The 25853-nt window shown below is 43.6% G+C and carries 26 protein-coding genes; 1 reads left to right on the top strand and 25 read right to left on the bottom strand.

Annotated features, from left to right (window positions below):
• Positions 1–275: 275 nt before the first annotated feature.
• A complete protein-coding gene (locus tag DYI25_RS03210) occupies positions 276–455 on the top strand; it encodes a hypothetical protein (RefSeq protein WP_213366895.1) in 180 nt (59 codons plus the stop codon).
• A 140-nt stretch (positions 456–595) separates the two neighbouring features.
• On the opposite strand, the gene topA is transcribed toward DYI25_RS03210, so the two are convergent.
• The 25 genes from topA to fapR all read right to left on the bottom strand — a co-directional run bounded on the left by topA (position 596) and on the right by fapR (position 25672).
• Entirely contained in the window at positions 596–2671 is a 2076-nt protein-coding gene (gene topA, locus DYI25_RS03205) for a type I DNA topoisomerase (protein WP_213366893.1), read from the bottom strand.
• Between the two features lie 441 nt (positions 2672–3112).
• Positions 3113–3967, bottom strand: a complete 855-nt coding sequence (dprA, locus tag DYI25_RS03200) for a DNA-processing protein DprA (protein WP_213366891.1) — start codon at positions 3965–3967, stop codon at positions 3113–3115.
• 62 nt (positions 3968–4029) lie between these two features.
• Positions 4030–4932, bottom strand: a complete 903-nt coding sequence (gene sucD, locus DYI25_RS03195; protein ID WP_213366889.1) for a succinate--CoA ligase subunit alpha — start codon at positions 4930–4932, stop codon at positions 4030–4032.
• Between the two features lie 22 nt (positions 4933–4954).
• Positions 4955–6115 (bottom strand): ADP-forming succinate--CoA ligase subunit beta, encoded by a 1161-nt coding sequence (gene sucC / locus DYI25_RS03190; protein ID WP_213366887.1) that lies wholly within the window; start codon positions 6113–6115, stop codon positions 4955–4957.
• Positions 6116–6436: 321 nt separating this feature from the next.
• Positions 6437–6721, bottom strand: coding sequence for an EscU/YscU/HrcU family type III secretion system export apparatus switch protein (locus tag DYI25_RS03185; protein ID WP_213366885.1), 285 nt, complete (start codon positions 6719–6721; stop codon positions 6437–6439).
• The gene (locus DYI25_RS03180; RefSeq protein ID WP_213366883.1) at positions 6718–8580 is read right to left on the bottom strand and encodes a hypothetical protein; all 1863 of its coding nucleotides are present in this window, start codon (positions 8578–8580) and stop codon (positions 6718–6720) included. Before DYI25_RS03180 ends, DYI25_RS03185 begins: the two co-directional genes overlap by 4 nt.
• Before the next feature lie 22 nt (positions 8581–8602).
• Complete coding sequence (locus DYI25_RS03175; RefSeq protein WP_213366880.1) at positions 8603–9373, bottom strand: ribonuclease HII; 771 nt, start codon at positions 9371–9373, stop codon at positions 8603–8605.
• Positions 9374–9455: 82 nt separating this feature from the next.
• On the bottom strand, positions 9456–10337 hold the full coding sequence (gene ylqF, locus DYI25_RS03170) for a ribosome biogenesis GTPase YlqF (RefSeq protein WP_213366878.1): 882 nt from the start codon (positions 10335–10337) through the stop codon (positions 9456–9458).
• A gap of 60 nt (positions 10338–10397) precedes the next feature.
• Entirely contained in the window at positions 10398–10952 is a 555-nt protein-coding gene (gene lepB, locus DYI25_RS03165; protein WP_213366876.1) for a signal peptidase I, read from the bottom strand.
• Positions 10953–11156: 204 nt separating this feature from the next.
• Positions 11157–11501 (bottom strand): 50S ribosomal protein L19, encoded by a 345-nt coding sequence (rplS, locus tag DYI25_RS03160; RefSeq protein ID WP_207498457.1) that lies wholly within the window; start codon positions 11499–11501, stop codon positions 11157–11159.
• A gap of 130 nt (positions 11502–11631) precedes the next feature.
• Positions 11632–12372, bottom strand: a complete 741-nt coding sequence (gene trmD, locus DYI25_RS03155; RefSeq protein ID WP_213369372.1) for a tRNA (guanosine(37)-N1)-methyltransferase TrmD — start codon at positions 12370–12372, stop codon at positions 11632–11634.
• Positions 12372–12890: a ribosome maturation factor RimM gene (gene rimM / locus DYI25_RS03150; RefSeq protein ID WP_213366874.1), complete on the bottom strand. Its 519-nt coding sequence runs from the start codon at positions 12888–12890 to the stop codon at positions 12372–12374. The genes trmD and rimM overlap by 1 nt, the downstream gene beginning before the upstream one ends.
• Before the next feature lie 7 nt (positions 12891–12897).
• On the bottom strand, positions 12898–13290 hold the full coding sequence (locus DYI25_RS03145) for a YlqD family protein (RefSeq protein ID WP_213366872.1): 393 nt from the start codon (positions 13288–13290) through the stop codon (positions 12898–12900).
• A 261-nt stretch (positions 13291–13551) separates the two neighbouring features.
• Positions 13552–13782: a KH domain-containing protein gene (locus tag DYI25_RS03140; RefSeq protein ID WP_023614919.1), complete on the bottom strand. Its 231-nt coding sequence runs from the start codon at positions 13780–13782 to the stop codon at positions 13552–13554.
• Between the two features lie 14 nt (positions 13783–13796).
• Entirely contained in the window at positions 13797–14069 is a 273-nt protein-coding gene (rpsP, locus tag DYI25_RS03135) for a 30S ribosomal protein S16 (RefSeq protein WP_079508405.1), read from the bottom strand.
• Between the two features lie 109 nt (positions 14070–14178).
• Positions 14179–15531 (bottom strand): signal recognition particle protein, encoded by a 1353-nt coding sequence (gene ffh, locus DYI25_RS03130; RefSeq protein ID WP_213366870.1) that lies wholly within the window; start codon positions 15529–15531, stop codon positions 14179–14181.
• Between the two features lie 13 nt (positions 15532–15544).
• A complete protein-coding gene (locus tag DYI25_RS03125) occupies positions 15545–15874 on the bottom strand; it encodes a putative DNA-binding protein (RefSeq protein ID WP_213366869.1) in 330 nt (109 codons plus the stop codon).
• Positions 15875–15974: 100 nt separating this feature from the next.
• A complete protein-coding gene (gene ftsY / locus DYI25_RS03120; RefSeq protein WP_213366867.1) occupies positions 15975–16979 on the bottom strand; it encodes a signal recognition particle-docking protein FtsY in 1005 nt (334 codons plus the stop codon).
• Between the two features lie 111 nt (positions 16980–17090).
• Positions 17091–20657: a chromosome segregation protein SMC gene (gene smc / locus DYI25_RS03115; RefSeq protein WP_213366865.1), complete on the bottom strand. Its 3567-nt coding sequence runs from the start codon at positions 20655–20657 to the stop codon at positions 17091–17093.
• A gap of 257 nt (positions 20658–20914) precedes the next feature.
• Positions 20915–21682, bottom strand: coding sequence for a ribonuclease III (gene rnc, locus DYI25_RS03110; protein ID WP_213366864.1), 768 nt, complete (start codon positions 21680–21682; stop codon positions 20915–20917).
• A gap of 312 nt (positions 21683–21994) precedes the next feature.
• Positions 21995–22228 carry an acyl carrier protein gene (locus tag DYI25_RS03105; protein ID WP_167831778.1) on the bottom strand — a complete coding sequence of 78 codons (234 nt, stop codon included), beginning with the start codon at positions 22226–22228 and terminating at the stop codon, positions 21995–21997.
• A 129-nt stretch (positions 22229–22357) separates the two neighbouring features.
• The gene (gene fabG, locus DYI25_RS03100) at positions 22358–23101 is read right to left on the bottom strand and encodes a 3-oxoacyl-[acyl-carrier-protein] reductase (protein ID WP_213366861.1); all 744 of its coding nucleotides are present in this window, start codon (positions 23099–23101) and stop codon (positions 22358–22360) included.
• Positions 23098–24045, bottom strand: coding sequence for an ACP S-malonyltransferase (fabD, locus tag DYI25_RS03095; protein ID WP_213366859.1), 948 nt, complete (start codon positions 24043–24045; stop codon positions 23098–23100). The genes fabG and fabD overlap by 4 nt, the downstream gene beginning before the upstream one ends.
• 45 nt (positions 24046–24090) lie before the next feature.
• On the bottom strand, positions 24091–25089 hold the full coding sequence (gene plsX / locus DYI25_RS03090) for a phosphate acyltransferase PlsX (protein ID WP_213366857.1): 999 nt from the start codon (positions 25087–25089) through the stop codon (positions 24091–24093).
• 13 nt (positions 25090–25102) lie between these two features.
• Positions 25103–25672, bottom strand: a complete 570-nt coding sequence (fapR, locus tag DYI25_RS03085) for a transcription factor FapR (RefSeq protein WP_213366855.1) — start codon at positions 25670–25672, stop codon at positions 25103–25105.
• Positions 25673–25853 lie beyond the last annotated feature (181 nt).

Below are 25853 nucleotides of genomic sequence, written 5' to 3'. Positions count from 1 at the left end.
ATTTTGCACTCTACTTTACGAAAAGAAAAGAAAAAAGTTTCAAAATAAGAAAAGCGCATGCGCCTTGATCAGCCCCGACAAGCGCTGGAGGGCCTGACAGTGAAGTCGTTCTTTGACTTCATTGGCAGGACCGAAGCGTCTCGAGGGGCTAGGCGCTGGAGCTGGACAAAGAAAAGCGCAAGCGCCTGATCAGCCCGACAAGCGCTGCCCGCCTTAAAGCCCCACGTCCTGTGGCTGGCGGGTCTAGCACATCGTGTGCCACGGAGGGCCTGACAGTGAAGTCGTTCTTTGACTTCATTGGCAGGACCGAAACCGAAAAGAATAGCCGACTGTCCAGAAACGCAGAAACTGGAGACTCCGACAAAGAAGCGCTTTTTGCTTCTGCCGGCGGAGTTGAAGTTTCGGAGTTTCTAGGAGGCGACACTAGACAAGCGTCTCGAGCTGCTCAAAGCTAACGCTTCTCACAAGATACTCGAAGAAGGTAACTCAGGATGAAAACTGGCTAGGCGCTGGAGCTGGACAAAGAAAAGCGCAAGCGCCTTGATCAGCCCCGGCAACACCTTTACAAACATAAAGAGTGAGCCTTAGGCTCACTCTAGCTTTGTGGTTCCTCTTTATAGTCGCATTCCGTACACTGAACCTGGACGCCCTTTTTAAGCTTCTTTTCAACTAGCATATTTTCGCATTTAGGGCATTTCCGTGCAAGTGGTTTATCCCATGACAGGAAATCGCACTCAGGGAAGCGGTCGCATCCGTAAAAAATCCGGCGCTTCTTGCTCTTCCGCTCGATGATATTGCCTTCTTCACATTTAGGACATTTAACCCCAATCTCTTTAACGATTGCTTTCGTGTTCCTGCAGTCCGGGAAATTGCTGCAGGCCATGAATTTGCCGTAGCGGCCCATTTTAAATACCATAGGTGAACCACAATGTTCACAATCCTCACCGGCAGGTTCATCCTTGATTTCGATTTCTTGCATTTCTTTTTCAGCAACTTCAAGATTTTTTTCAAATCCACGGTAAAATTCATCAATGACTTTTACCCAATTGATTTTTCCCTCCTCGATATTATCGAGGTTCTGCTCCATTTTGACGGTGAACTCGAGGTCAAGGATTTCAGGGAAGAATTCCAGCATCAACTCATGGATTACTTCGCCAAGCTCTGTAGGCACGAATCGCTTATTATCAAGTGATACATAGCCTCTTTTCTGGATTGTATCCAGGGTAGGAGCGTATGTTGATGGCCGGCCAATCCCCATTTCTTCAAGCGTTCTGACAAGCCTTGCTTCTGTGTATCTTGGAGGCGGCTGTGTAAAGTGCTGCTTCGGTTCGATATCTTTCTTCGTGACCTCGTCACCTTCCTTTAAATCAGGAAGGAATTTATCCTTTTCTTCCACCTGGTCATCTGTACCTTCTACATAAACCTTCATGAACCCCGGGAATTTAACCTTTGAGCCTGTCGCACGGAAAGTAACTTCCCCGTTCTTTAAATCAACACTCATCGTATCCATGATCGCAGACGCCATCTGGCTTGCGACGAACCGTTCCCATATAAGTTTATAAAGCCTGTATTGATCCCTGGAGAGGAATTCCTTTATCTTTTCAGGGACCTTCATTGTACTAGTTGGCCGTATTGCTTCATGAGCATCCTGTGCATTGGATTGCTTCTTGTCTTTTCTGGCCTCTGTCTGTATGAACTTTTCTCCATACTCAGTAGTGATATATTCCTTTGCTTCCCCTTGTGCTACTTCAGAAATCCTCGTAGAGTCCGTTCTCATATACGTGATCAAACCAACTGTGCCTTCTTTTCCGAGGTCGATACCTTCATACAGCTGCTGGGCAAGCATCATTGTCTTTTTGGCACGGAAGTTTAGCTTTCGCGCTGCCTCCTGCTGCAATGAAGAAGTTATGAATGGTGGTGCAGGATTACGTTTCCGTTCTTTCTTCGTCACCGTCTCAACAGTGAATTTGTTGCCCTTTACTTGTTTAAGGATGTTTTTGACATCATCTTCTGATTTCAACTCGGCTTTTTCTTTGCCAATTCCGTAAAAAGAAGCTTCAAAAGAATTTTTGCCTTTCAGGAATTCCGCACCGATTGTCCAATATTCTTCTGGAACAAAAGCAGCGATTTCCTTCTCACGATCAATAATCATCCTTAAGGCAACAGATTGTACGCGCCCTGCACTCAACCCCTTCTTGACCTTCTTCCAAAGTAGCGGACTGATATTATATCCTACCAGTCTGTCTAGTGCACGACGTGCCTGCTGGGCATCCACGAGGTCCATATTGATCGCCCGGGGATGTTTAAAAGATTCCTTGATGGCATCTTTGGTAATCTCATTGAATACAACCCTGCAATCCGAATGTACATCAACATCGAGACTTTGGGCCAAATGCCAAGCAATCGCTTCCCCTTCTCTGTCGGGGTCAGCCGCGAGATAGACTTTCTTTGCCTTTTTAGCGGCAGATTTCAATTCCTTAAGTACTGGACCCTTACCCCGGATCGTTATGTACTTAGGGATATAATTATTTTTCGTATCAATTCCCATCTGACTCTTAGGCAAATCTATCAAATGCCCCATAGAGGCTTTCACTTTATATTTTTTTCCAAGATAACGCTCAATCGTCTTAGCCTTTGCAGGCGATTCGACGATCACTAAAAATTCCGACATCCAATTGTCCTCCTTAGAGGTATAAAATTACATTAATTATTATCAACATATCATAAACTTGTCAAATTAATCCTCAAAGTAAACGGTTTCATCTAACTTAGGGATTTTAAAATACCTGATGCAAAATGTATAACAGATTGAAAATTATTTCAACCTTTTTGATGCAAATTTTAATTCAAATATAAATAACATGCTAAAAAAGTATATTTTCAAAACTTTTTCTAGCTCCACACAACCATATTCAATGTTTGAAGCAACTGAGATTCTACCTATATTCTCAGTCTTTCAATCTCCTTTAATTAAGACAGTTTTCGTTTTCGGTGAGAAAAGAACAAAGTTTACGAAAAAAGCCTAAATAAACGGCATTTGAAAAATTTATGTCAATTCATTTTCTGTCCTGCTTTTTTGCATTTTATACAGTTATCACAATATTATTCCACATTACATGCCAAGTTCCTCTAAAATATCTTCTGAACTTTTAACCAGCTTGGCTCCTTGCTGGATTAAATAATGGACGCCATCGGAATCAGGAGTCAAAATGCTTCCGGGGATGGCAAATACATCCCTGCCTTCATTCAATGCAAAATCCGCTGTGATCAATGAACCGCTCTTTTTCCTGGCTTCAATTACAAGTGTACCCTCTGATAGACCGCTAATAATCCTGTTTCGCATCGGAAATTGCCATTTCGCCGGCATAGTCGCTGGCGGATATTCAGATATTAACAGTTGTTTTTCCATCATGTACTCGGCCAATTTAACATTTTCCTTAGGATATAGATTGTGAAACCCGCCAGCTATGACCCCGATTGTCTTCCCGCCCATTTTAATGGCTGCTTTATGGGCATGGGCATCGATCCCCCTTGCGAGACCACTTACAATCAGAATGTTCTTTTCTATTAATGAGGGAAATAAAAAGTTAATCGCTCCCATGCCATATGTTGTGGCATTCCGAGAGCCAACGACAGCAAGGCTTTTTCTGTTCTTTAACAATGATAGATCCCCCTTGGCAAATAGAATCCATGGAGGCTGATAGATTGTCTTGAGCCTGCTTGGGTAGTCGTCGTCAAAAATGGTGATAAGGTGAATATTCTGTGAGGTGTAGTCATTGAGTAGTTTGTCGATGGAAATAAATTGAAGGTCTCTGATGGGTCGTTCCGCGTGTGGGTTGATAGAGGAATACTTTGCAGCTTCATTATTACTTATTGCAGCATTTGCTTTGAGTATTGAGTAAATTGCTTTCCAGCTCGCATGCCTGCTATGGACAAGCTGTATCAGTTTCTTTTTTAATTCATCCATTGGCTTCCCCCTGGGATTAATAAACAGCCCCTCTGTTAAGAGGGACTGTCTGATTGAATGTTTTAGTGTGTTTTGCACTTGTCGTACATGTCTTGTTCCTTTAAAACGCGGATCAGCGTTTCGCCCATTACGGATGGGGTTTCAGCAACCTGGATGCCGCACTCATTCATTACGCGGATCTTTTCGTCTGCTGTACCTTTGCCGCCTGAAATGATCGCACCAGCGTGGCCCATGCGCTTTCCAGGAGGTGCAGTTCTTCCGCCGATGAAGCCAACAACAGGTTTAGTCATGTTTGCCTTGACCCACTCTGCTGCTTCTTCTTCAGCCGTACCGCCGATTTCACCAATCATGATGACAGCATATGTTTCTGGATCTTCATTGAATGCCTTCAGGACATCGATAAAGTTTGTGCCGTTAACTGGGTCTCCGCCGATTCCCACAGCTGTAGACTGGCCGATACCAGCTTGTGTCAACTGGTGTACCGCTTCGTATGTCAGCGTTCCAGAACGGGATACAACGCCAACATGGCCTTTTGTATGGATATATCCAGGCATGATACCGATCTTGCACTCTTCAGGAGTGATAACGCCCGGGCAGTTAGGACCAACAAGGCGAGTCTTCTTTCCTTCCATGTAGCGCTTAACCTTGACCATATCCAATACTGGGATATGCTCAGTGATACAAATTGCCAAATCAAGCTCTGCATCGACAGCTTCGACAATAGCATCTGCAGCAAATGGTGCTGGTACATAGATTACTGTCGCATTTGCGCCTGTTGCATCAACAGCTTCTTGTACTGTGTTGAATACAGGAACGCCTTCTACTTCTGTACCGCCCTTGCCTGGAGATGTTCCTCCAACAATTTTTGTACCATATTCAAGCATTTGTTTTGTATGGAAAAGGGCAGTAGAACCCGTAATCCCTTGAACAATAACCTTTGTATCTTTATTAATGAATACGCTCACGTCAAATTCTCTCCTTTCGATCCTACTTAACTAATGAAACGATTTTTTCAGCGCCGTCTGCCATTGATTCAGCAGCAATGATATTCAAGCCAGACTCATTAAGAATCTGTTTTCCAAGATCAACGTTAGTACCTTCAAGACGAACAACAAGCGGTACCTGCAAGCCTACCTGCTTTGCAGCTTCCACAACACCAGTTGCAATAACGTCACACTTCATGATGCCGCCGAAGATATTAACAAAGATACCTTTAACGTTTGGATCTGAAAGGATGATTTTGAATGCTTCCGTTACTTTCTCAGCAGTAGCACCGCCCCCAACATCAAGGAAGTTTGCGGGATCTCCGCCGTAATGCTTCACGATGTCCATAGTTGCCATCGCAAGACCGGCACCGTTAACCATGCAGCCAATGTTTCCATCTAAAGAAATATAGCTCAGATCATACTTCGATGCTTCGATTTCCTTCGGATCTTCCTCTTCTAAATCACGGTATTCTACGATATTCTTTTGACGGTATAATGCGTTTGTATCGAAATTCAATTTCGCATCAAGTGCCATTACCTGACCGTCACCCGTTACAACAAGCGGGTTGATTTCGGCGATGGAGCAATCCTTTTCGATATAAGCTGTGTAAAGGCTCATCATGAACTTAACAGCCTGGTTCACTAGTTCTTTCGGGATATTGATATTGAATGCAACACGGCGAGCCTGGTATGGCATCAAGCCGACTACAGGATCAATTTCTTCTTTGAAAATCTTTTCAGGAGTTGCTTCTGCCACTTCTTCGATTTCCGTTCCGCCTTCTTCAGAAGCCATTAGGACAACGCGAGAAGTAGCGCGATCAAGAACAAGACCGATATAGTATTCTTTCTTGATATCGCAGCCTTCTTCGATAAGCAGGCGCTTTACTTCCTTGCCTTCTGGACCAGTCTGGTGAGTAACCAGTGTCTTACCTAAAATCTCAGAAGCATATGTACGTACTTCATCAAGGTTCTTTGCCACCTTGACTCCGCCGGCTTTACCCCTTCCGCCAGCATGGATTTGAGCTTTTACGACAACAACAGACGTACCAAGCTCTTTAGCTGCTTCAACAGCTTCATCAACTGTAAAAGCAACCTTCCCATTCGGTACTTTTACCCCATATTTTCTGAGGATTTCTTTTCCTTGATACTCATGGACATTCATTTCCCATCCTCCTATCTATTAGAAAAACGAACATTAATACAGAATCGCCTAACGATAAGCTGCACCAATTCATTTCCCTAAGTAGAAAATATAATTCATTTAATTTTTTAAAAAATAGACTGCGCTTTCATTTTATATAATGAACTATTGATTGTCTACCTTTATGATTTAAATATTTCGCCATTTTAAATATTGCAAAAAAATATCTAAGGAAATGCTCACCAATAGAAAATGCCGGGATGATTGCGTTTCCCGGCTTTGACAGTGAAAAATCCTGCTAAAAAAGCTATATTCATTCTCTTAGTTTTCATTGTGAAAATATTATTTTTGTCCACCTGCTTGTTTATCCAAATGATAGACAAAGGAAAATACTTCGGCTACTGCTTGGTACAATTCTTCTGGTATTCGCTCATTTAATTCCAGCTGGCTCAAGACTTCAACGAGTGAAGGGTCTTCCTGAATGGGAATATCATGATCCTTCGCTTTTTCAATGATTTGTTCAGCAACGAGACCCTTACCTTTCGCCATCACTTTAGGAGCGTCCATACTTCCAGCGTTATAACCCAGAGCTATAGCCGATTTTCTTGTATGCTTAGGTGGTTTCATATTTTAATATCCACTCCACTATATTCTTTTTGGCTATATAAATCTGCCAGGGTGCGCTGGTTTCGACCAGACTGGGATTGTCCAGGGACATGGAAGTGAACCGATGACAGGTGATAGTCAATTTCCGCCAATTTCCTTTTCAATACCGGCGTCATTTGTTCTGCCATTTTTCTCAAAGTGGGATTTTCATTAAAGATCTGGACACTCATGACGCGATTCTGCACTTGCATATCGACAATTACATCATTCAGATGTTCAAGTTTAAGGTAAAAGAGCACACGGCAAAAATCAGCGTCTATTTTGCCGTCTTCGGTCTTCTTCCCGCTCCATTGCATCGTAAGTTCATTCGTTCCCCCCCCCAACACAAAGGGGATTTGCACGACGAGCTGCTGGATCGGACCCGCTTCCTGCGAAAGCAGCTGGAAACCGGTGAGTTTGTTCAATAACAGCTCTGAAGCTTCTTTGACAGCAGGAGGAGGGTTCTCGTTCAACAATCGCAGTACAAGGGATTTAAGTGTCTCTGATACTTGGGCCTTGCCAATCTCACCATCTTTTAAAACTTCCCCAAGCTGTTGTTCGTAAGACAGTCCCAGAGCTGATAGGAATCTCTTAATCCTTATATCCGTTAGTAGTGCGTCGCCAGCTTCCTGAAGTAAGGCTGGCTGATCTGCTTTGCCGACTGCTTCTGACAGCAGCTGTGCATGAAGGCTTGTTAAATTGCCAGGTAGAGGCTGAGGCTGGCCCACAGCCTTAAGCAATTCCAATCCAGCTTGTCGCCATGTATCCTTTTCTCCCAGCAAGGTGGACAGAGACTCTCCATCACTTGCTATCGACATTAGCAGTTTAAAAGCCTGGAGTCCTTGCTGTACCTCCGCTTCTTTTCCAGCAGTTCGGTAGAATAACAATTTAAGTGATTCTACCAGCTCATTAGCAGGGAATGTTTTTTCAGGAATGAAGCTTGAAATAACCTGTCTGGCGGTAGAACTGTCGCCATTGCCTATGAGGGTAATGAGCTTTTTGGCGATATTCAGGCCTTCAGGCAGTTCTTCTCCGACTGTGCCTAAGTGTTGCAGCTTAGCCATCATCTGTTGCAAAACAATGCTTTCACTGCCTTTTGATGTAATCGCACCAAACTGTTTAAGCAGGTCCAGTGCCGCTTGACTTTCCTGCCCGTCTCGTTTAAGCCATATTGCTGTTAAATTATTCAAGGCTGCTTCAGAAGTCGTTATTTTATTGGATGGCAGCAGTTCATTCAAAAGTTTTTTGAGACTTGCACCTGCATTTGAATTCGACGAGGGGTCTAAAGCCTTTTCAAGCTTCTCCATCAGCAGGACCAAAGATTGCTCTTTTGTGGTGGTATAGAGGGCCTCAAATGCGGTCTGTGTAACGGGAATGCCTCTAGTCAGAATCATTTTTAATGCATCCTGGCCAGCGCTGCGGGAATCCACCATACTTAACCACTCTGACGCCTGCTTTAGAAGTTCACGATTTACAGGAAGCTGCTCCTTGATAAAAAAGCGGACCAGTTCAAGGTTTTCCTTTGTCGGCTGCATCGAAAATTCTCCTAGGATCTTTGCCAGGCTTCCCAGCTGGACCTTATCCTCGGTACCTGAACCAATTACCTTTAAATGCACCTTACCTTCTCCAGGCTGGACCTGGAACCAGTACCGTTCATTTGCTGACAATGGTGCTTCTAATTGCGCAATCATTTTTTGGTTCCCAATTTGCACTTCAGCTACTTGTTCAGGGTACAGCTTCAGGATTTTCCCATTGATGATTTGTCCAGGCCGAAATTCAGCTGTTTTTATCTGCTGTGTTGTTTTTTGGTTAAATAAGCCTTGCAGCGCTCCTGTTTCCATGGTTCACCTGCTTTACCAAGTTCTACTGAATACACTCTCTTACGGGAGCGAATGTCTTCCTGTGATGAGTTGTGACACCATGCTCCTTTATCGCTTTCAAGTGTTCCGCGGTTCCATATCCCATATTTGCCCCGAATCCATATTGAGGATATTCGAGACTGAGTTCCTTCATCAGCCTGTCCCTCGTTACTTTGGCAATAATGGAAGCTGCCGCGATCGATATGCTTCTAGAATCACCTTTGATCAGCGCTTCAAACGGATATGGTGTGTCCAGTTTAACGGCATCAATCAAAAGAAAATCGGGAGTGACCTTTAATTGATTCACAGCGGAAAGCATCGCTTTTTTGCTGGCCTGGAGAATATTGATTTCATCTATTTCCGCAGCGCTGATTATTCCGACTCCTACAGCCAGGGCTTCAACCATAATGACCTCAAAATATTCATCCCTTTTTGATTCTGCAAGTTTTTTAGAATCATTCAGGCCTGGAAGATAAAAGTTCTCTGGCAGGATGACTGCCCCTGCAACTACCGGTCCAGCTAACGGTCCTCGTCCAGCCTCATCAATCCCGGCAATTTTTAGGAACCCTTCAGATCGGTATTCCCTCTCAAATGAAGTCATGTTGACGAATTGCTCATGGGCTTGTTTCTTTAGCTCTTCCTGCCTTTCCCATTTCAAGACAAGCTTTTGTACGCCCTTACGGCTGTCACCTTTTAAGACATTCAAGAATTCTTTGTTTACTTCTTCTTTCCCGAAAAGCTGCTGTTCAATTTCATCAATTGTATATTTCTTCATAAAATTTCTCCTAAAATACTTCTTTATTATGTATCGGCAAATAAAACCAAAAATAAAGGCCCTGGACTCAGGACCTTTATTTTTAGGTGTTACTTTCTATTTCTTCTACAGAGGTTAAATCTCCAGGTCGTTCAAAAGATAGCGGACCTAGTTTTTCTGTCCGTATTTCCCTGATTACAAGCTCTGCGACTTTGTCATAATCAACGTATCCACCAGGCATCCTGCAGCCGCGAAAATCGCCAATCTGATCAAAAAGCTCCACGATTTCCTCTGGCAGCTCGGATAGCTTATATCTCTCCTGAAGGCGTTCTGGATAATGCTTTTCTAAAAATCTCAAAGCATATACGGCCAGATCCTGAAGATTAAGGATCGTATCTTTGATTGCCCCTGTAACAGCAAGCTTCGTTCCTACTTCCTGGTCCTCAAACTTCGGCCAAAGGATTCCGGGAGTATCGAGGAGTTCTAACTCCTTGCCGACTTTGATCCATTGCTGGGATTTAGTCACGCCGGGCCTGTTCCCGGTCTGGGCGATATTTTTACCGGCAAGCCTGTTTATTAAGGTCGATTTGCCAGCGTTGGGGATGCCGACAATCATTGCCCGGATTGCCCTTGGCTTTACACCTTTTGATTTCAGGCGGTCAAACTTGTCTTTTAGAAGGACCTTGGACTCCTGGACTATTTGCTTTAAGCCAGTTCCGGCTTGCGAGTTGATCGCAAGTGCAGTAATTCCTTTTTCACGGTAGAAACGCAGCCATTGTTCTGTAACAGCTTTATCCGCCATATCCGCTTTATTCAGTAAAACAATTCTTGGTTTGTGCTGAATGATCTCATCAATCATTGGATTTCTGGACGAATACGGTATCCGTGCGTCAACCAATTCAAAGATAACATCCACGAGCTTTAATTTTTCCGTGACCTCTCTGCGAGCCTTCGCCATATGGCCTGGAAACCATTGGATCGTCAAAGCAGCCACCTCCTATCTGTTTTGCAATCTCCCATATGCCTGTTGGGATCTTGTCGTTTCCTAGTCTATAGTACGGATATCCTCAATAGGCCAATAGATGATGCTGGTCTTGCCAAGCACCTCTTCAAAAGGCACGGTGCCAATGTGGCGGCTATCCTTGCTGAAACGGCGATTATCGCCCATAACGAAAAGGTGGCCCTCTGGAACAGTCTCCCTGCCGATCTTCTCTTCAAGCGTAAAAGGATCTGTTAGCGGCCCATCAATCACCTGTTTTTTATATTCTTCCAAGTACGGTTCCTCGTATGCTTTCCCATTCACATATAGCATGTCATTTTTATATTCTACTTTATCGCCTGGAAGGCCGATTACTCTTTTTATGTAATCTTTGTTCTCGGGTGCATGAAAGACGATGATATCAAATCTTTCTGGCTCCCCAATTTTATAGCTTAGCTTGTTCACGATCATCCTGTCCTGGTCATGGAGCGTAGGCATCATGGATAAACCGTCTACCACTATTGGCGCAAATAAAAAGTATCGAATAACTGCTGCCAGTACGACAGCAATCAGAAGTGCCTTCGTCCATTCCCATAGTTCATTCTTCTTTTTTTCGGCCATTCTTTTCCCACCATTCCAAAATAAATGTTGTTTTGAGTACATAACTTTATTTTACATAAGTCAGACAAGATAAACACGATGGGCGATGATTTTTAAAATAAATTTAATAATAGTTCCACTCTTATATTTATTAGCATTTCGCCAGGAAAAGAATTTGAATGAAAAAGGAGCTTGGCTAGGCAAGCTCCTTTTTGACATTCATTCTTATCGAATTTCTTTGATACGAGCTTTCTTACCACGTAGGTTACGTAGGTAGTAAAGTTTCGCACGGCGGACTTTACCGCGGCGGATGACTTCAAGCTTCGCAATTTTTGGTGTGTGAACAGGGAAAGCACGCTCAACGCCTACTCCGTAAGAAACTTTACGTACTGTAAAAGTTTCGCTGATTCCACCACCACGACGCTTAATCACTACACCTTCAAACAACTGGATACGTTCGCGAGTTCCTTCAACAACCTTAACGTGTACACGTACAGTGTCACCAGGACGGAAAGATGGAAGATCAGTGCGAAGTTGTGCTTTTGTGATTTCTTCGATTAATTGTTGCATCGTATTCAACTCCTCCCACGAATGCTCTTGCACACTTTCGTTGCAGCGGAACATTGTTATAAGTGACATTCAGCACGTTTGCTTTTAGCCACAAGAAGTATCTTAACATAAACAGGGCCTGACTGCAATATTATTCATTAAGTTTTATCAGTTCTTCCAGCCATTTTTTTTGCTGCTCTGTCAGCTCTGCTTCTTCGAGAAGATCAGGTCTACGCTGCAGGGTTCTTCTTAGACTTTCTTTCATCCGCCATTCATCAATCAGCTTATGGTTCCCAGAGACCAAAACATCCGGGACCTTCAATCCGCGAAATTCAGCCGGTCTTGTATAGTGTGGATGCTCGAGCAGGCCAGTACTAAAGGAATCCTGGATATGCGACTCTTCACTGCCCAGTACACCGGGAAGCAAGCGCACGACACTGTCGATGACAACCATCGCTCCAAGTTCCCCGCCGGTCAGGACATAATCTCCGATTGAAATCTCATCGGTGATGACATGTTCACGGATCCGCTCATCATATCCCTCATAATGGCCGCAGATAAAAATCAAATGCTCTTCCCTGGCCAGCTCTTCAGCTTTCTTCTGTGTATACCGTTCACCCTGAGGGCACATGAGGATTACTCTTGGTGAAGTGCTTTTTGCGCGCTCCTTTAAATCAGATACGGCATCGAAAATCGGCTGTGGTTTTAACACCATGCCAGCGCCTCCGCCATATGGATAGTCATCCACTGTTTGATGCTTGTTATCGGCAAAGTCCCGGAAATTGACGACATTGTATTCGGCAGCTCCTTTTTCAGCAGCCTTTTTCAGGATTGAATGGCCAAATACACCCTCAAACATTTCTGGAAAAATAGACAGGACATCAATATTCATCATGACAGAAGCCCTTCCATCGGCTCAATTACAATAATTTTCTCTTTAACGTCTACTTTTTTCACTATGTCTTCAATATAAGGAATCAGGAGTTCCTTGCCGTTGGCCCCCTTTACAACCCATACATCATTGGCACCTGGAGTCAAGATTTCGATTACCTTGCCAAGTTCTTCACCTTCTGCCGTAACCATGTTGCAGCCGATAATATCCTGGAAATAGAACTCGCCTTCCTCTAGTTTGCCGCGCTGTGTATCTGGAACCTTGAGGATGCCACCCTTCATTCTTTCTACCTGGTTGACATTGTCGAAGCCTTCAAAGGTCAGAAGATTGAAATTCTTATGGGTCCTATGGCTTTTCACTACCAATTCCTCCGGATCCTTTGTACCTGGCATAGATAAAAATAAAGAATTCCCTATCTTATAACGTTCTTCAGGAAAGTCAGTCCTTGATATCACCCTCACTTCCCCGCGAATGCCATGTGTATTTACTATTTTTCCGACATTAAAATACTTTTCCATTGCTCAATCACCTCTCGCGAATTTCGGCCACGATGCCATCTTTTACAATAATAGTCTTTGACGAAAGAAACTCATCCCATTGGTCGCCAACACTTACTTCGACGATTCCTTCCAACTCCGTTTCTTTAATTTCACTCCCAAGCGGAAGAATATGTAGTTGTTCTATTTGAAAATCCAGAAGCTTAATTTTTTCTTTATGAACTTTTATTTCTTGTTCAAAATGCTTCTTCAATGTTTCAGGCGGAAACTTCCTGGATTTTTCTAGCTTCTTCAATTCAAATCTTAGTTGATCGCATTCCTTCTGCAGCTGAAGCTTTCTGGAGTGATATTTTTGGTGGATTCTTTCCTTGCTTTCTTCTGTCAGTACCTGTTTGACAATGATTGTTTGCAGTACCTTCAAAGCATTTCCTCCTTAAAGCCAACCTTATCACAGCATTATTTTCCAGGCCATTTCAGGGCTTGTATTCCAGAGCCTAGGACTCGTTCTTCAGACCCTTTCAGGGCTTATTACAAACAACAATGGTGTCTAAATAATTTATCATTATATCAAGTATCTATTATACATTAATTTCTGCAAATAGAAAAAAGGAGGGTTACCCCTCCCTTTTAAGCACAATCATTTATAGAATGATCTACATTCTGCTTACGCAGCTGATTGTTATTATTCGACGATTTCCAAGAAAATCTTCTTTTGCTGTGATGAGCCTGCTGCATAGACTACTGTTCGAATCGCCTTTGCAACGCGCCCCTGCTTTCCAATTACTTTGCCCATATCACTTTTGTTGACGGAAAGCTTATAGGTTACGCGCTGATCCTCTTCATGTTCATTTACATGGACATCTTCAGGAAAATCAACAAGTGGCTTCACGATCGTCTCGATTAATTCTTTCATGGGCGTGTCCACAATTACTTGCTAAGCTTTGAGTTGTGGAATTTTTCCATGATACCTTGCTTAGAGAACAAGTTACGCACTGTATCAGATGGTTTTGCACCGTCGTTCAACCACTTAAGAACCAACTCTTCGTTAAGTTCAACCTGTGCAGGTTGAGCAACTGGGTTGTAAGTTCCTACAGACTCGATGAAACGGCCGTCACGTGGTGAACGGGAATCAGCTACTACAATACGATAGAAAGGAGACTTTTTAGCTCCCATACGCTTTAAACGAATTTTTACTGCCATTTTAAATAAGCACCTCCGAATAGTTTCACACAAGATAGAATAATATCAAATTGAAAACAGCTTGTAAAGGGTTTTTTCTTTACAGACTGAAAATTCCTGAATTTACAAGTTAAAAAGGGTTGAACGGCAACTTGAAACCGCCTTTTTTCTTGCCTTTTTGCTGCATGTTCGTCATCTGTTTCATCATCTTTTTCATGTCTTCAAACTGCTTAAGCAGACGGTTGACTTCCTGGATGGATGTACCGCTTCCCTTCGCAATTCTTTTCCGCCTGTTGGCGTTGATGATTTCCGGATGAGTCTTTTCGTTAGCCGTCATCGACTGAATGATCGCCTCAACATGCGAGATTTGCTTTTCATCGATTTGAAGATTGTTCATGCCCTTGATTTTATTCGCACCCGGCATCATTTTCAGGATTTCATCCAATGGTCCCATCTTCCTCACCTGGCCAAGCTGGTCCAGGAAGTCATCAAGGGTAAATGATGCTGTACGCATTTTCTTCTCGAGCTCTTTCGCCTTTTCTTCATCGACGTTTGCCTGGGCCTTCTCAATCAGAGTAAGGACGTCACCCATTCCCAGAATTCTTGATGCCATTCTTTCAGGGTGGAATGCCTCTAGAGCATCAAGCTTTTCACCAAGACCGACAAATTTGATCGGGGTATTGGTTACAGCGCGGATAGATAGAGCGGCACCGCCTCGTGTATCACCGTCAAGCTTAGTCAGGACGACACCAGTCAAGCCTAGCTGTTCATTGAAGCTCTGGGCAACATTGACAGCATCTTGGCCTGTCATCGCGTCGACGACAAGGAAGATTTCATCAGGTTTTGAGAGCTCTTTAATCTGCTTAAGCTCATCCATCAAGTTTTCGTCAACATGAAGACGACCAGCAGTATCTATCAGAACATAGTCATTATGGTCTTCCTTCGCCTTGGCAATTGCCTGCTTTGCGATTTCAACAGGGCTGACCTGATCTCCCAGTGAGAAAACCGGCATACTCAATTGCTTGCCGAGCGTCTCAAGCTGTTTGATGGCAGCTGGACGATAAATATCCGCCGCTACAAGCAAGGGCTTACGGTTGTATTTTTTACGAAGGAGATTTGCAAGCTTTCCGGTTGTTGTCGTTTTACCTGCCCCTTGAAGTCCGACCATCATGATGACTGTCGGCGGGCGATTTGCGGCAGCAATCTTGCTTTGCTCACCGCCCATCAACTCGGTAAGTTCTTCTTTAACAACCTTAATGACCTGCTGGCCCGGTGTCAGGCTTTTTACAACCTCCTGGCCAACTGCCCTTTCAGTGACTTTCTTTACGAAGTCTTTTACAACTTTAAAGTTAACGTCAGCCTCAAGTAGAGCCAGACGGACCTCTCGCATCATTTCTTTTACATCCGCTTCTGAAACCTTGCCTTTTCCGCGGATTTTTTGCATCGTATTTTGCAGTCGGTCGGCCAATCCTTCAAATGCCATATCATGTGCCTCCCTAGTCTAATTTCTCAAGCTCGGCTATCATTTCATTTAAGTCTTGGTTGTTCTCTCCATTTTCCACAAGCTCTTTCATTTTTGAAATCAGCTTACTTCTTTTCTGGAATTTTTCGAACAACAATAGCTTCTCTTCGTACTCCTCGAGCATCGCTTCCGTACGCTTGATGTTGTCGTATACAGCCTGACGGCTAACATCATATTCTTCAGCAATTTCCCCGAGCGAATAGTCATCAAGATAGTATAGAGCCATATAACTGCTTTGTTTTGGAGTAAGCAATGCCTGATAAAAGTCATACAAATAATTCATGCGGTTCGTTTTCTCAAGCATTTCGATTCCCCCATGTTAAGTGAAATACCTTTACATTAAGATTTTACACACGATCATCTTTCCTGTCAAGAAAAGTTCTTTACAGCAATTTGTTGGTATATCAAGATTCTTCCGTTGCTTCCTCTTCTTCGACCAGGTCAGCGAACAGTCCATAAACATACCTTTCAGGATCGAATTCCTGAAGATCATCCATTTTTTCGCCTAGTCCTACAAATTTAACGGGAATGTTCAGCTCATTGCGGATTGCAAGTACGATTCCGCCCTTCGCCGTTCCATCGAGTTTCGTCAGGACGATGCCGCTAACGTCAGTTGCTTCTTTAAAGGTTTTAGCCTGGATCAAGGCGTTCTGTCCAGTCGTCGCATCAAGCACAAGCAGGACTTCATGCGGGGCTTCCGGCACCTCGCGTTCGATAACACGCTTTACCTTTTCTAGCTCTTTCATGAGGTTGACCTTGTTTTGCAATCTGCCCGCAGTATCGCAAATCAGGATATCTGCCTTTCGCGATTTTGCAGACTGGACAGCATCATACATGACGGCAGCGGGGTCTGAACCTTCTGCTTGCTTTATGACGTCGACACCAACGCGCTCCCCCCAGACTTCAAGCTGTTCGATTGCACCAGCGCGGAATGTATCTCCTGCCGCAAGAAGGACGTTCTTTCCTTCACTCTTGAATTTATGGGCTAATTTACCAATAGTCGTTGTTTTGCCGACACCATTAACACCAACGAATAATATAATTGTCAGCTCACCTTCTTGAATGTTCAGTTTGAACGAATCATCACCGGAGCCGTCCTCATAGATATCAACCAGCTTTTCAGAAATAACAGCTTGAACGTCTTTCGTGTCCTGGATGTTGCGCCGTTTAACTTCCTTCTTTAACTCCTCGATCAATTCCATGACTGTCTCAAATCCGACATCCGCCTGAATTAAAATCTCTTCAAGTTCTTCGAAAAACTCTTCATCCACTTTACGGTAACGTGAAACGAGATCATTTACTTTGTTAGAGAAATTATCCCTTGTTTTCGTCAACCCATCTTTGAATTTCTCTGTGACACTTTCAGTCTGCGTCGTAAATTTTTCTTTTAATTTCTTAAAAAAACTCACAGTCCCATCGCCTTCCTACTTCATTTCAATATTATCTCGTTCCGCTTCGCTTCGAGTATTGACCAGAAACGGCTTAACTCCTCGAGGCGGAACGAGGTAATTGCACTTTTCTTAAGCTTTTACTAGTTCTTTTGAATCCTCAAGCCGGACAGATACCAGCTTGGATACTCCTGACTCCTGCATGGTTACACCATAGAGGACATCCGCTTCCTCCATTGTACCTTTGCGATGTGTGATGACAATAAATTGTGTTTCATCACGATATTTCTTTAGGTATTGAGCGAAACGATATACATTGGCTTCATCCAATGCAGCTTCCACCTCATCCAGGATACAGAATGGTACTGGACGGACTTTAAGGATGGAAAACAACAGAGCAATTGCGGTCAATGCTCGCTCACCGCCGGATAATAGCCCGAGGTTTTGCAGCTTCTTCCCGGGTGGCTGGGCGACAATTTCGACCCCGGTGTTCAACAGGTCTTCTGGCTGTGTCAGCCTTAAATCTGCTCTGCCGCCGCCAAACAATGCCTGGAAGACAGACTCAAAGTGTGAGCGGATGGCGGTGAAGGTATGTTCAAAGCGTTTTTTCATTTCGTGGTCCATTTCATCGATAACAAGGAATAATGTGTCCTTTGCTTCCTGGAGGTCATTCTTCTGCTCCAACAGGAAATCATAACGCTCTGAAACACGCTCGTATTCTTCAATCGCGCCAAGGTTTACCGTTCCCAGTTCCTCAATCGCCATTTTGATAAGTTTTACTCTTCTTCTCGCCTCATCAGCAGGGATTGTCAATGGATACTGCTCCTTAGCAGCTTCATATGAGAGCAGGTATTCCTCGCGAAGATGGGCAAGCTTATTGTCCAATTCAACATCAAGCCTGTTCAACTTTACTTCTTCATCCTTCAGCACTTCATTGATGCCCTTAAGCAGTCTCCTTAATTCCTTCGATTCTAACTCGTGGTCTTCAAGTTTATTCTGAAGTTCAAGGCGTTCATGCCTCCTTGAAGAAATCAGCTTAAGTGTTTCATTTTTGTCCTGCAGCTTTCTTTTTGCAGCTTCCTCCAGGTGCGTTTCCCCGGAGGAACTATCGGTCATTTCAGAGGAAAGAAGAGATAAATCTTCTTTCAGGATATCCAATTTCTTGGATTGCTCCTCTGCTTGTAAAACAGCTGAATCCAGCTTTTCCTTCACATGGGAAAGCTGTTCTTTTTTGGACGCCAGGCTGATTTTCAAATCACTGATCTCAGAAATAAGCGCATCCTTAGAAGTAGAATTTGAGTTCTTTAGCTCCGTCAAGCGTTCTATTTCTTTATCAAATTGAACGAGATCCTGCCGGTATTTAGCCAATAAGCCGTCGAGTTCAACCAATCTGGATTCAAGCTTTTCCTTGTCTGAGTCGAGCTGGGTCTTTTCAGAATCGTATACAGACAAGCGTTCATTGATATTTTTCTGCTCCAGCTCAACCTCCCTAAGGTCACCCTTCAGGCTCTGCTGCTCAAAACGAAGCTCTTCTCCTGTTTTTCGAAGCTCTTCCATCCTTGCTTCACTCGCTTGTGTTTCGGCCTTCAATGATTTCACTTTCGATTCAAGAAGGCTTGTCTTTTCTTCCATATCAGTAAGCTTATTTGTTAAATCCTCTAATTCGCCCTTACGGCTGAGCAATGAACTCGATTTTTGTTTTACGGCTCCTCCAGTCATCGACCCACCAGGGTTGACCACATCACCATCAAGTGTGACGATCCTGCTGCGGTATTGCAGCATTTTGGCAATTTCATTGGCACCCTTTAAATCCCTGGCAATCACAACATTGCCAAGCAAGCTTTTTACGACTTCAGCATACTTTTGATCGAATTGAATCAAATCAGCAGCAGTGCCGATATACGCACTGTTCCCCGAAAGAAGCGCGAGCTGTGAGGAAGCGAGATATTTCCCTTTAATGATGCTGAGGGGCAAGAATGTTGCCCTGCCGTAAGACTTTTGCTTCAAAAACTGGATTGCTGCTCTAGCATTCTCCTCATTTTGGACAACAATATGCTGCATTGCGCCTCCAAGAGCTGTTTCAATCGCCATTTCATATTGTTTAGGAACATTGATTAGTTCAGCAATCGCTCCCTCAATTCCTTGAAGGAGGGTGTCCCTGGCTTTCAGCACTTCTTTTACGCCCTGGAAAAAGCCCGAATAATCCTCTTCCATTTCTTCAAGCATTTCCTTCTTTGACTTAGCTTGCTGCAGGTACTGATAAGCCTGATAAAGTGTTTTCTCTTGCTTCTCGTAATTATTCCTTAAAGATTCAAACCTCTTTTGTTCTTCAAAATAGATTCTTGCCTGATCTTCCAGTTCCTGCTGCGAAGAGGCGACCTTTTTCTCGATTTCCGCTTTTCTCTCATTGATTTCATCACGAATCGAGACAAAACGATCATTGTCATTGTCCAGCCTGGACCCTTTGGCGGCTTGCTGCTGCAGCTGCTGCTCAATATAGATTTTCTCATTTTTGGCGCCGGCCTGTTCGTTCAGTACTTCAATGTAGTCGCTCTTGATTGAATCAATCCTATGCTCGACATCTTCGCTGTATAGCTTTAACTGTTCTTGTTTCTGCTGAAGCACTTTCTGGAGAGCTGAAGCTTCTGCTGCTAATACTGAAACAGATTCTTCGTACTCAGCCTTCTGGTTATCCAGCATGGCAATAGAAGATGACAATTCCTCTATATTCTTTTCAAGCTGTCCTTTATTTTGCGAAGCGTTCTTCTTTCGTTCCTTGAGAACCTCTCTTCTTCCTTCCAGCTTTTCAAGCTCCTCACTGGCATGCAAAAGCACGTTCTGCAGGTCGCTGACCGATTCATCCAGAGCAGCAAGCTGGTCCCTCATTTTTTCAATTTCTGCTTCTTTTTTCTGAAGGACAGCAGACTGCTTGATTTCATCTTCTTTATGCTGTTCAAGCTGCTTGGACAGCTGTTCCCATCTGCCATGCAGGTCTTCAATTTCATAAGCAGTCAGTGCTACTTCAATCTGTTCAAGCTCTTCCTTTTGCTGTAGATAATCCTTTGCAATCGAAGCCTGGATCTTCAGCGGCTCTACCTGACCTTCTAACTCATGAATGATGTCCGTTACACGATTCAAGTTCTCCTGCGTTTCAAAAAGCTTGTTCTCTGCTTTCTTCTTACGTGATTTATACTTAAGGACACCTGCAGCTTCTTCAAATATCGTCCTGCGATCCTCAGGCTTGCTGTTGAGGATTTCCTCAACCCTGCCCTGGCTGATAATGGAGAAAGCTTCACGTCCGAGTCCGGAGTCCATGAATAAATCGACAATATCCTTAAGTCTGCAATTCTGTTTGTTAATCAAATATTCACTGTCACCTGAACGGTAGACACGTCTGGTCACGCTCACTTCATTGTAATCAAGCGGCAATGATTGATCTTCGTTATCAAGAGTTAATGTAACTTCTGCAAAATTCAGCGGCTTCCGCGAATCACTTCCGGCAAAAATGATATCTTCCATTTTCGAGCCACGGAGCGACTTGGCTGATTGTTCCCCTAGAACCCAGCGGATAGAATCAGTAATATTACTTTTCCCGCTTCCATTGGGACCTACGACAGCGGTCACACCCGGAACGAATTCTACTGAAATCCTCTCGGCAAACGATTTAAAGCCGACCACATCTAATCGTTTTAAAAACAATATGGCTCTCCCTTTCCAGTTAAACTATTTCTAAGATGACAAGAAAAGCGCAAGCGCCTTGGTCAGCCCCGACAAGCGCCGCCCGCCTAAAATGCCACTTCGTGTGGCTGGCGGGGCTGCACGTCCTGTGCCTCAGAGGGCCGACCCGTGAAGTCGTTCTTTGACTTCATTGGGCGGACCCGAAGCGACTCGAGGGTCTAGGCGCTGGAGCTAGACAGTTCTGATATTTAGATGTATCTTCGTTTGCAAAAACAGTACTATTTATCGTCCGTTTCAAGGTTCGCTTCCATATGGGACTTCAATTTTTCAAGTGCCATCTGGGCGGCGTGCTGCTCAGCTTCCTTCTTGGAGCGACCCGTGCCAGTTCCTAATTCTTGTCCATTTAAGTAGACACGGGATTCAAATTCCCGGCTGTGCGCAGGACCAATTTCCTTCATAATCCGGTATTCGAGCGTACCTGCACCATCACGCTGTACGAGTTCCTGAAGCTGGCTCTTAAAATCCATCACATGAGAAAAAGCACCGGCATTGATTTTTGGGAACACAATTTCTTCTAGGAATGTAGTGACTGTTTCAATCCCTTTATCCAAGTATAAGGCACCAATGAAAGCCTCGAATACATCTGCCAAAAGAGCAGGCCTTGTCCTTCCGCCTGTCATTTCTTCTCCCTTGCCAAGCAAAACGAGTTCACCAAAGGAAAGTTCATTTGCAAAAGATACCAGCGATGGCTCGCAAACTACAGCTGCGCGCAGCTTTGTAAGCTCTCCCTCGCTCATCATCGGATACTTTTTATACAAGAATTGGGATACAGTCAGTTCCAAAACAGCGTCACCAAGAAACTCAAGCCTCTCATTATCTTCATGGGGCTTCCTGCGATGCTCATTCACATAGGATGAATGTGTAAAAGCCTGTTTTAAAAGCTTATCACTATCAAAATGAATACCAATATTGTCCTGGAATTCTTTGAATTTCTGCTCCTTAGCGCGGATATTCTTTTTTTCTCTTTCTCTTCCATTGTTGCGCATGATTTATTCCACCTTGCTTATAATTTAAAGCTGTGATTGCATGAATTGCAGATTTCAACGATCGTACCATTCGCAAAACAATACAAACTACTAACAGTTTACAAAAAATAACGTATATAAAGCAAAAAAACTTGGTTTAATTCCAGCAGATTACATATTAAATAAGGCTTTGTTAAAGATTATTAGATCGCAAAGCGCCTGGAACGCAAATCAACCACCTGTTTTTACACTGACTAAAAGAAAGAACAATAGCTTTTCTTTACAGAAGAAAGCCCCGTTTATAAAAACGGAGCTTCTTAGTAAATCGAACAATTACTTTTGGCTATTTATGTAGTTAACAGCGTCACCAACTGTACCGATTTTTTCAGCGTCATCATCAGAAATTTCCATATCGAACTCGTCTTCTAGTTCCATAACCAATTCAACAACATCAAGGGAATCAGCACCAAGATCATCTTTAAAAGATGCTTCTAAAGTTACTTGAGATTCATCTACTCCCAAACGGTCAACAATAATTTTTGTTACGCGTTCTAAAACGTCTGCCATGCTTGTTCACCTCCCCTCAAGCCATTATAGTTGATTTTATTTAATTAATAAATGGCTGGGATAATTTTTTAACCAGGAAAAATTCTTTAATTCCGATCAACAGAGTTTCGGATATATCATTGAATCTTACTACATCACCATGCCGCCATCAACGTGCAGGGTTTGGCCAGTCATATATGCACTGTCTTCGGAGGATAAGAAGACGACGGTTCTTGCAATATCCTTTGGCTCTCCGAAACGGGCTAACGGTATTTGCTTCAGCATTTCCGTTTTTACTTCCTCGTTTAACTTATCGGTCATGTCTGTCGTAATAAAGCCTGGAGCCACTGCGTTCACGGTAATGCCTCTTGACGATAGTTCCTTTGCGGATGTTTTTGTAAGCCCGATCACTCCGGATTTTGCAGCAACATAGTTTGCCTGTCCGGGATTCCCACTGACGCCTACAATTGAAGAGATATTGATGATTCTGCCGCTTCTCTGCTTCATCATTTGTCTTGTAACAGCTTTCGTACACAGGAAGACACCTTTTAGATTGATATTGATGACATCATCCCATTCAGACTCTTTCATCCTCATCAATAGGTTGTCTTTTGTTATCCCCGCATTGTTAACAAGTATGTCAAGCTTACCGAAACGTTCAATCGTTCCTTTGACCATATCATTGACTGAGTCAGAGTTGGAGACATCTGCCTGGATTGCAAAGGCATCCCGGCCCATCGCTTTGATCTCATCTACTACTTCAAGCGCTTTGGCTTCGCTGCCTGCATAATTAACAGCCACTGACGCGCCCTCCCTGGCAAGTTCAAAAGCGATTTCGCGTCCAATCCCACGTGAGGCACCAGTTACCAGTGCAACCTTACCTTCTAGTTTCATTCCTTTTCCTCCTTCAGAGCAGCAACAGCTGCTGCACAAGTTTCCGCATCAAATATTGCAAATGTTTTTGCAGAGCGGTCAACTTTCTTAACCAGTCCTGACAAAACTTTACCCGGGCCGATTTCTATAAATGTATCAACGCCGAGTTCCAACATTTTTGAAACCGAATCCTCCCACAACACTGGAGAATAGAGCTGCTCCACTAGTCTTTTTTTGAATTCGGAGGCTTCTGTCATCGGTTCAGCAGTTACATTTCCAATCACCGGGACAGCACCATCCTTTATTTCAATTTTGTCCAGTATAGCTTCAAATCTTTCAGCTGCTGGCTTCATCAGTGATGAATGGAACGGACCGCTGACATCCAGCGGGATAACCCGTTTGGCCCCAGCTTCCTTTGCTTTTACAGAAGCTTCTTCCACTCCACCTTTTGAACCAGAAATCACGATTTGTCCAGGACAATTCAAGTTAGCGAGCTGAACCGGTTTTCCGCCAGCTGATACAGTTTCAGTTACATCCAAGAGCTTTTGGCGATCCATGCCTAGTACAGCCGCCATTGTTCCTTCTCCATTCGGTACAGCTTCTTCCATGAATTCACCACGTTTTCGTACGGCATACACAGCGTCTTCAAACGAGATAGCCCCCGAAGCAACCAGTGCAGAATATTCACCAAGACTATGGCCTGCTGTAAAATCCGGCCTGATCCCAAACTGGCTGAAATAATTCAAGATCGCGACACTTGTTGTCAAAAGAGCAGGCTGAGCATTTGTCGTGAGCGTCAGCTTTTCTTGAGGTCCCTCAAAAATCAGGGAGCTTAAGCTTTCACCCAGGACCTCGTCCGCTTTTTTGAAAGTTTCTGAGACTGATTGCTCTGAATCCGCAAGTGCCTGCCCCATCCCAACTGTCTGTGACCCCTGTCCTGGAAACAAAAACGCGATTTTCCCCATGAAAGATTCTCCTTTAACTTGTTATTTTATGTTCATTTATATCTTCTATTGTGTTACACTGTCTCTTTTTTCTACGGCAGTTTTAATTGTACCGGAAACGTCTTTCTCAACCATTTCCCTCGCCTGTCGGATCGAATTAAAAACAGCATTCGCATCAGACGATCCATGAGCTTTGATTACTGGAGCTTTTAGTCCGAATAAACCCGCACCGCCATATTCTGTGTAATCCATCTTATTTTTGAGCACAGCCAGGTCGGGCTTTAGAACAGCAGCAGCCATCTTGCTTTTAAAGCTGGAAGTCAAAGCTGTTTTAAGCATTTTAAACACCGACATCGCTGTTCCTTCGATTGTCTTCAGAACCATATTCCCGGTAAAGCCATCTGCCACTATGACGTCCGCAACTCCATCAAGCAAGTCCCTTGATTCAACATTGCCAACGAAGTTGATGTCTGCATCCTTCAATAATTCATAGGTGTTCCTTACAAGCTCATTGCCCTTCTTCTCTTCAGTCCCAATGTTCAATAAGCCAACCCGTGGACTTGTGATTCCTCTAGCTTTTTCGCTGTATATCGAGCCCATGATTGCATATTGGACGAGATGTTCAGGCTTGGCATCAGCATTAGCTCCGACATCCAGCAGCAGGAAGCCTTCTCCTCCAATTGTTGGGAGAGTCGGTGCAAGGGCTGGCCTTTCAATCCCTTCTATTCTTCCAACCACGAACAATCCTGCAGCCATCAACGCTCCTGTATTGCCGGCAGAAATGCAGCCATCCGCTTTTCCGTCTGCAACTAGTTGTGCTGCAAGAACCATTGATGCTGTTTTCTTACGGCGGACTGCTCTGACAGGTTCGTCCGTCCCGAGGATCACTTCTTCTGTATGAATGATCTCAATCCTTTCTTCATTCGTCAGGTACTCCCTGATTTTACTCTCGTTGCCGACAAGAACGATATGTATGTCATTATATTTTTCGATTGCTTTCATTGCTCCGAGGACGATTTCTTTTGGTGCATTGTCTCCGCCCATCGCATCTACTGCCAGCCTCATCGCTATTCATCCCTTACTTTTCATTTTTTGAACGGTACATTTCAAATTCGCCTTTAAAAACAAGCTCATTGTTCACATAACTCATTACTTCTACATGCGTCCGCCCATTGTTATTATCGATCTTTTTGACTCTCGCTTTGGCGATAACCCGTTCACCTTCTTTTACCGATCTTGTGAATTGGATATTCGCTTTAGCTGTCAATGCCAGTTCATCATTTATGACTGCAACCGCCAATGAATTCGCCTGCGCGAATAAATGGTGCCCCCTGGCGATTTTATTTCGTTTAAATACATGTTCTCTTTTTATATCAAGTATTGATATAGCACTTTGGTCAAGTTCGATATCGATGATTTCTCCAATTACTTCTTCAAGCGGCAATGAACGGACTTCATCCTCAAAACGCTTTTCCGCCACGTTCTTAATTCTTTCCCTAAGTTCGGGAATTGATAATTCCAATCTGTCCAACCTTATTGTCTGGATGCTGACGGCAAATTTATCAGCCAGTTCCTCATCCGTTATAAAAGGGTTTTCTTTTATCGTCTCAGTCAACATCGACTGCCGTTCTCTTTTGTTGCGTTTCATTAACTTAACACCGCCCGAGCTATTAAGACTAGGTACTAATAGTAGTATATATATAATAAAAAAAGATTGCAAGAATAAAAATAGAAAAGCCAAGCGCCTTGGTCAGCCCCGACTAGCGAGGGAGCAAGACACTAACCTTAATGCAAATAGTTATTACTTTCTTATTCCCTAAAAAAACGAA

It is taken from the genome of Mesobacillus boroniphilus (genome assembly GCF_018424685.1).
Lineage (GTDB): Bacteria > Bacillota > Bacilli > Bacillales > Cytobacillaceae > Mesobacillus > Mesobacillus boroniphilus_A.
This window is presented reverse-complemented; position numbering and strand designations above follow the sequence as displayed.

Coding starts and splice junctions, on each gene's coding strand:
- topA (WP_213366893.1), bottom strand. CDS start 2,671: ATGTCGGAATTTTTAGTGATCGTCGAATCGCCTGCAAAGGCTAAGACG.
- dprA (WP_213366891.1), bottom strand. CDS start 3,967: ATGGATGAATTAAAAAAGAAACTGATACAGCTTGTCCATAGCAGGCAT.
- sucC (WP_213366887.1), bottom strand. CDS start 6,115: ATGAATGTCCATGAGTATCAAGGAAAAGAAATCCTCAGAAAATATGGG.
- DYI25_RS03185 (WP_213366885.1), bottom strand. CDS start 6,721: ATGAAACCACCTAAGCATACAAGAAAATCGGCTATAGCTCTGGGTTAT.
- DYI25_RS03180 (WP_213366883.1), bottom strand. CDS start 8,580: ATGGAAACAGGAGCGCTGCAAGGCTTATTTAACCAAAAAACAACACAG.
- DYI25_RS03175 (WP_213366880.1), bottom strand. CDS start 9,373: ATGAAGAAATATACAATTGATGAAATTGAACAGCAGCTTTTCGGGAAA.
- lepB (WP_213366876.1), bottom strand. CDS start 10,952: ATGGCCGAAAAAAAGAAGAATGAACTATGGGAATGGACGAAGGCACTT.
- rplS (WP_207498457.1), bottom strand. CDS start 11,501: ATGCAACAATTAATCGAAGAAATCACAAAAGCACAACTTCGCACTGAT.
- trmD (WP_213369372.1), bottom strand. CDS start 12,372: ATGAATATTGATGTCCTGTCTATTTTTCCAGAAATGTTTGAGGGTGTA.
- rimM (WP_213366874.1), bottom strand. CDS start 12,890: ATGGAAAAGTATTTTAATGTCGGAAAAATAGTAAATACACATGGCATT.
- DYI25_RS03140 (WP_023614919.1), bottom strand. CDS start 13,782: ATGAAAGAATTAATCGAGACGATCGTGAAGCCACTTGTTGATTTTCCT.
- rpsP (WP_079508405.1), bottom strand. CDS start 14,069: ATGGCAGTAAAAATTCGTTTAAAGCGTATGGGAGCTAAAAAGTCTCCT.
- ffh (WP_213366870.1), bottom strand. CDS start 15,531: ATGGCATTTGAAGGATTGGCCGACCGACTGCAAAATACGATGCAAAAA.
- DYI25_RS03125 (WP_213366869.1), bottom strand. CDS start 15,874: ATGCTTGAGAAAACGAACCGCATGAATTATTTGTATGACTTTTATCAG.
- rnc (WP_213366864.1), bottom strand. CDS start 21,682: ATGCGCAACAATGGAAGAGAAAGAGAAAAAAAGAATATCCGCGCTAAG.
- DYI25_RS03105 (WP_167831778.1), bottom strand. CDS start 22,228: ATGGCAGACGTTTTAGAACGCGTAACAAAAATTATTGTTGACCGTTTG.
- fabG (WP_213366861.1), bottom strand. CDS start 23,101: ATGAAACTAGAAGGTAAGGTTGCACTGGTAACTGGTGCCTCACGTGGG.
- fabD (WP_213366859.1), bottom strand. CDS start 24,045: ATGGGGAAAATCGCGTTTTTGTTTCCAGGACAGGGGTCACAGACAGTT.
- plsX (WP_213366857.1), bottom strand. CDS start 25,089: ATGAGGCTGGCAGTAGATGCGATGGGCGGAGACAATGCACCAAAAGAA.
- fapR (WP_213366855.1), bottom strand. CDS start 25,672: ATGAAACGCAACAAAAGAGAACGGCAGTCGATGTTGACTGAGACGATA.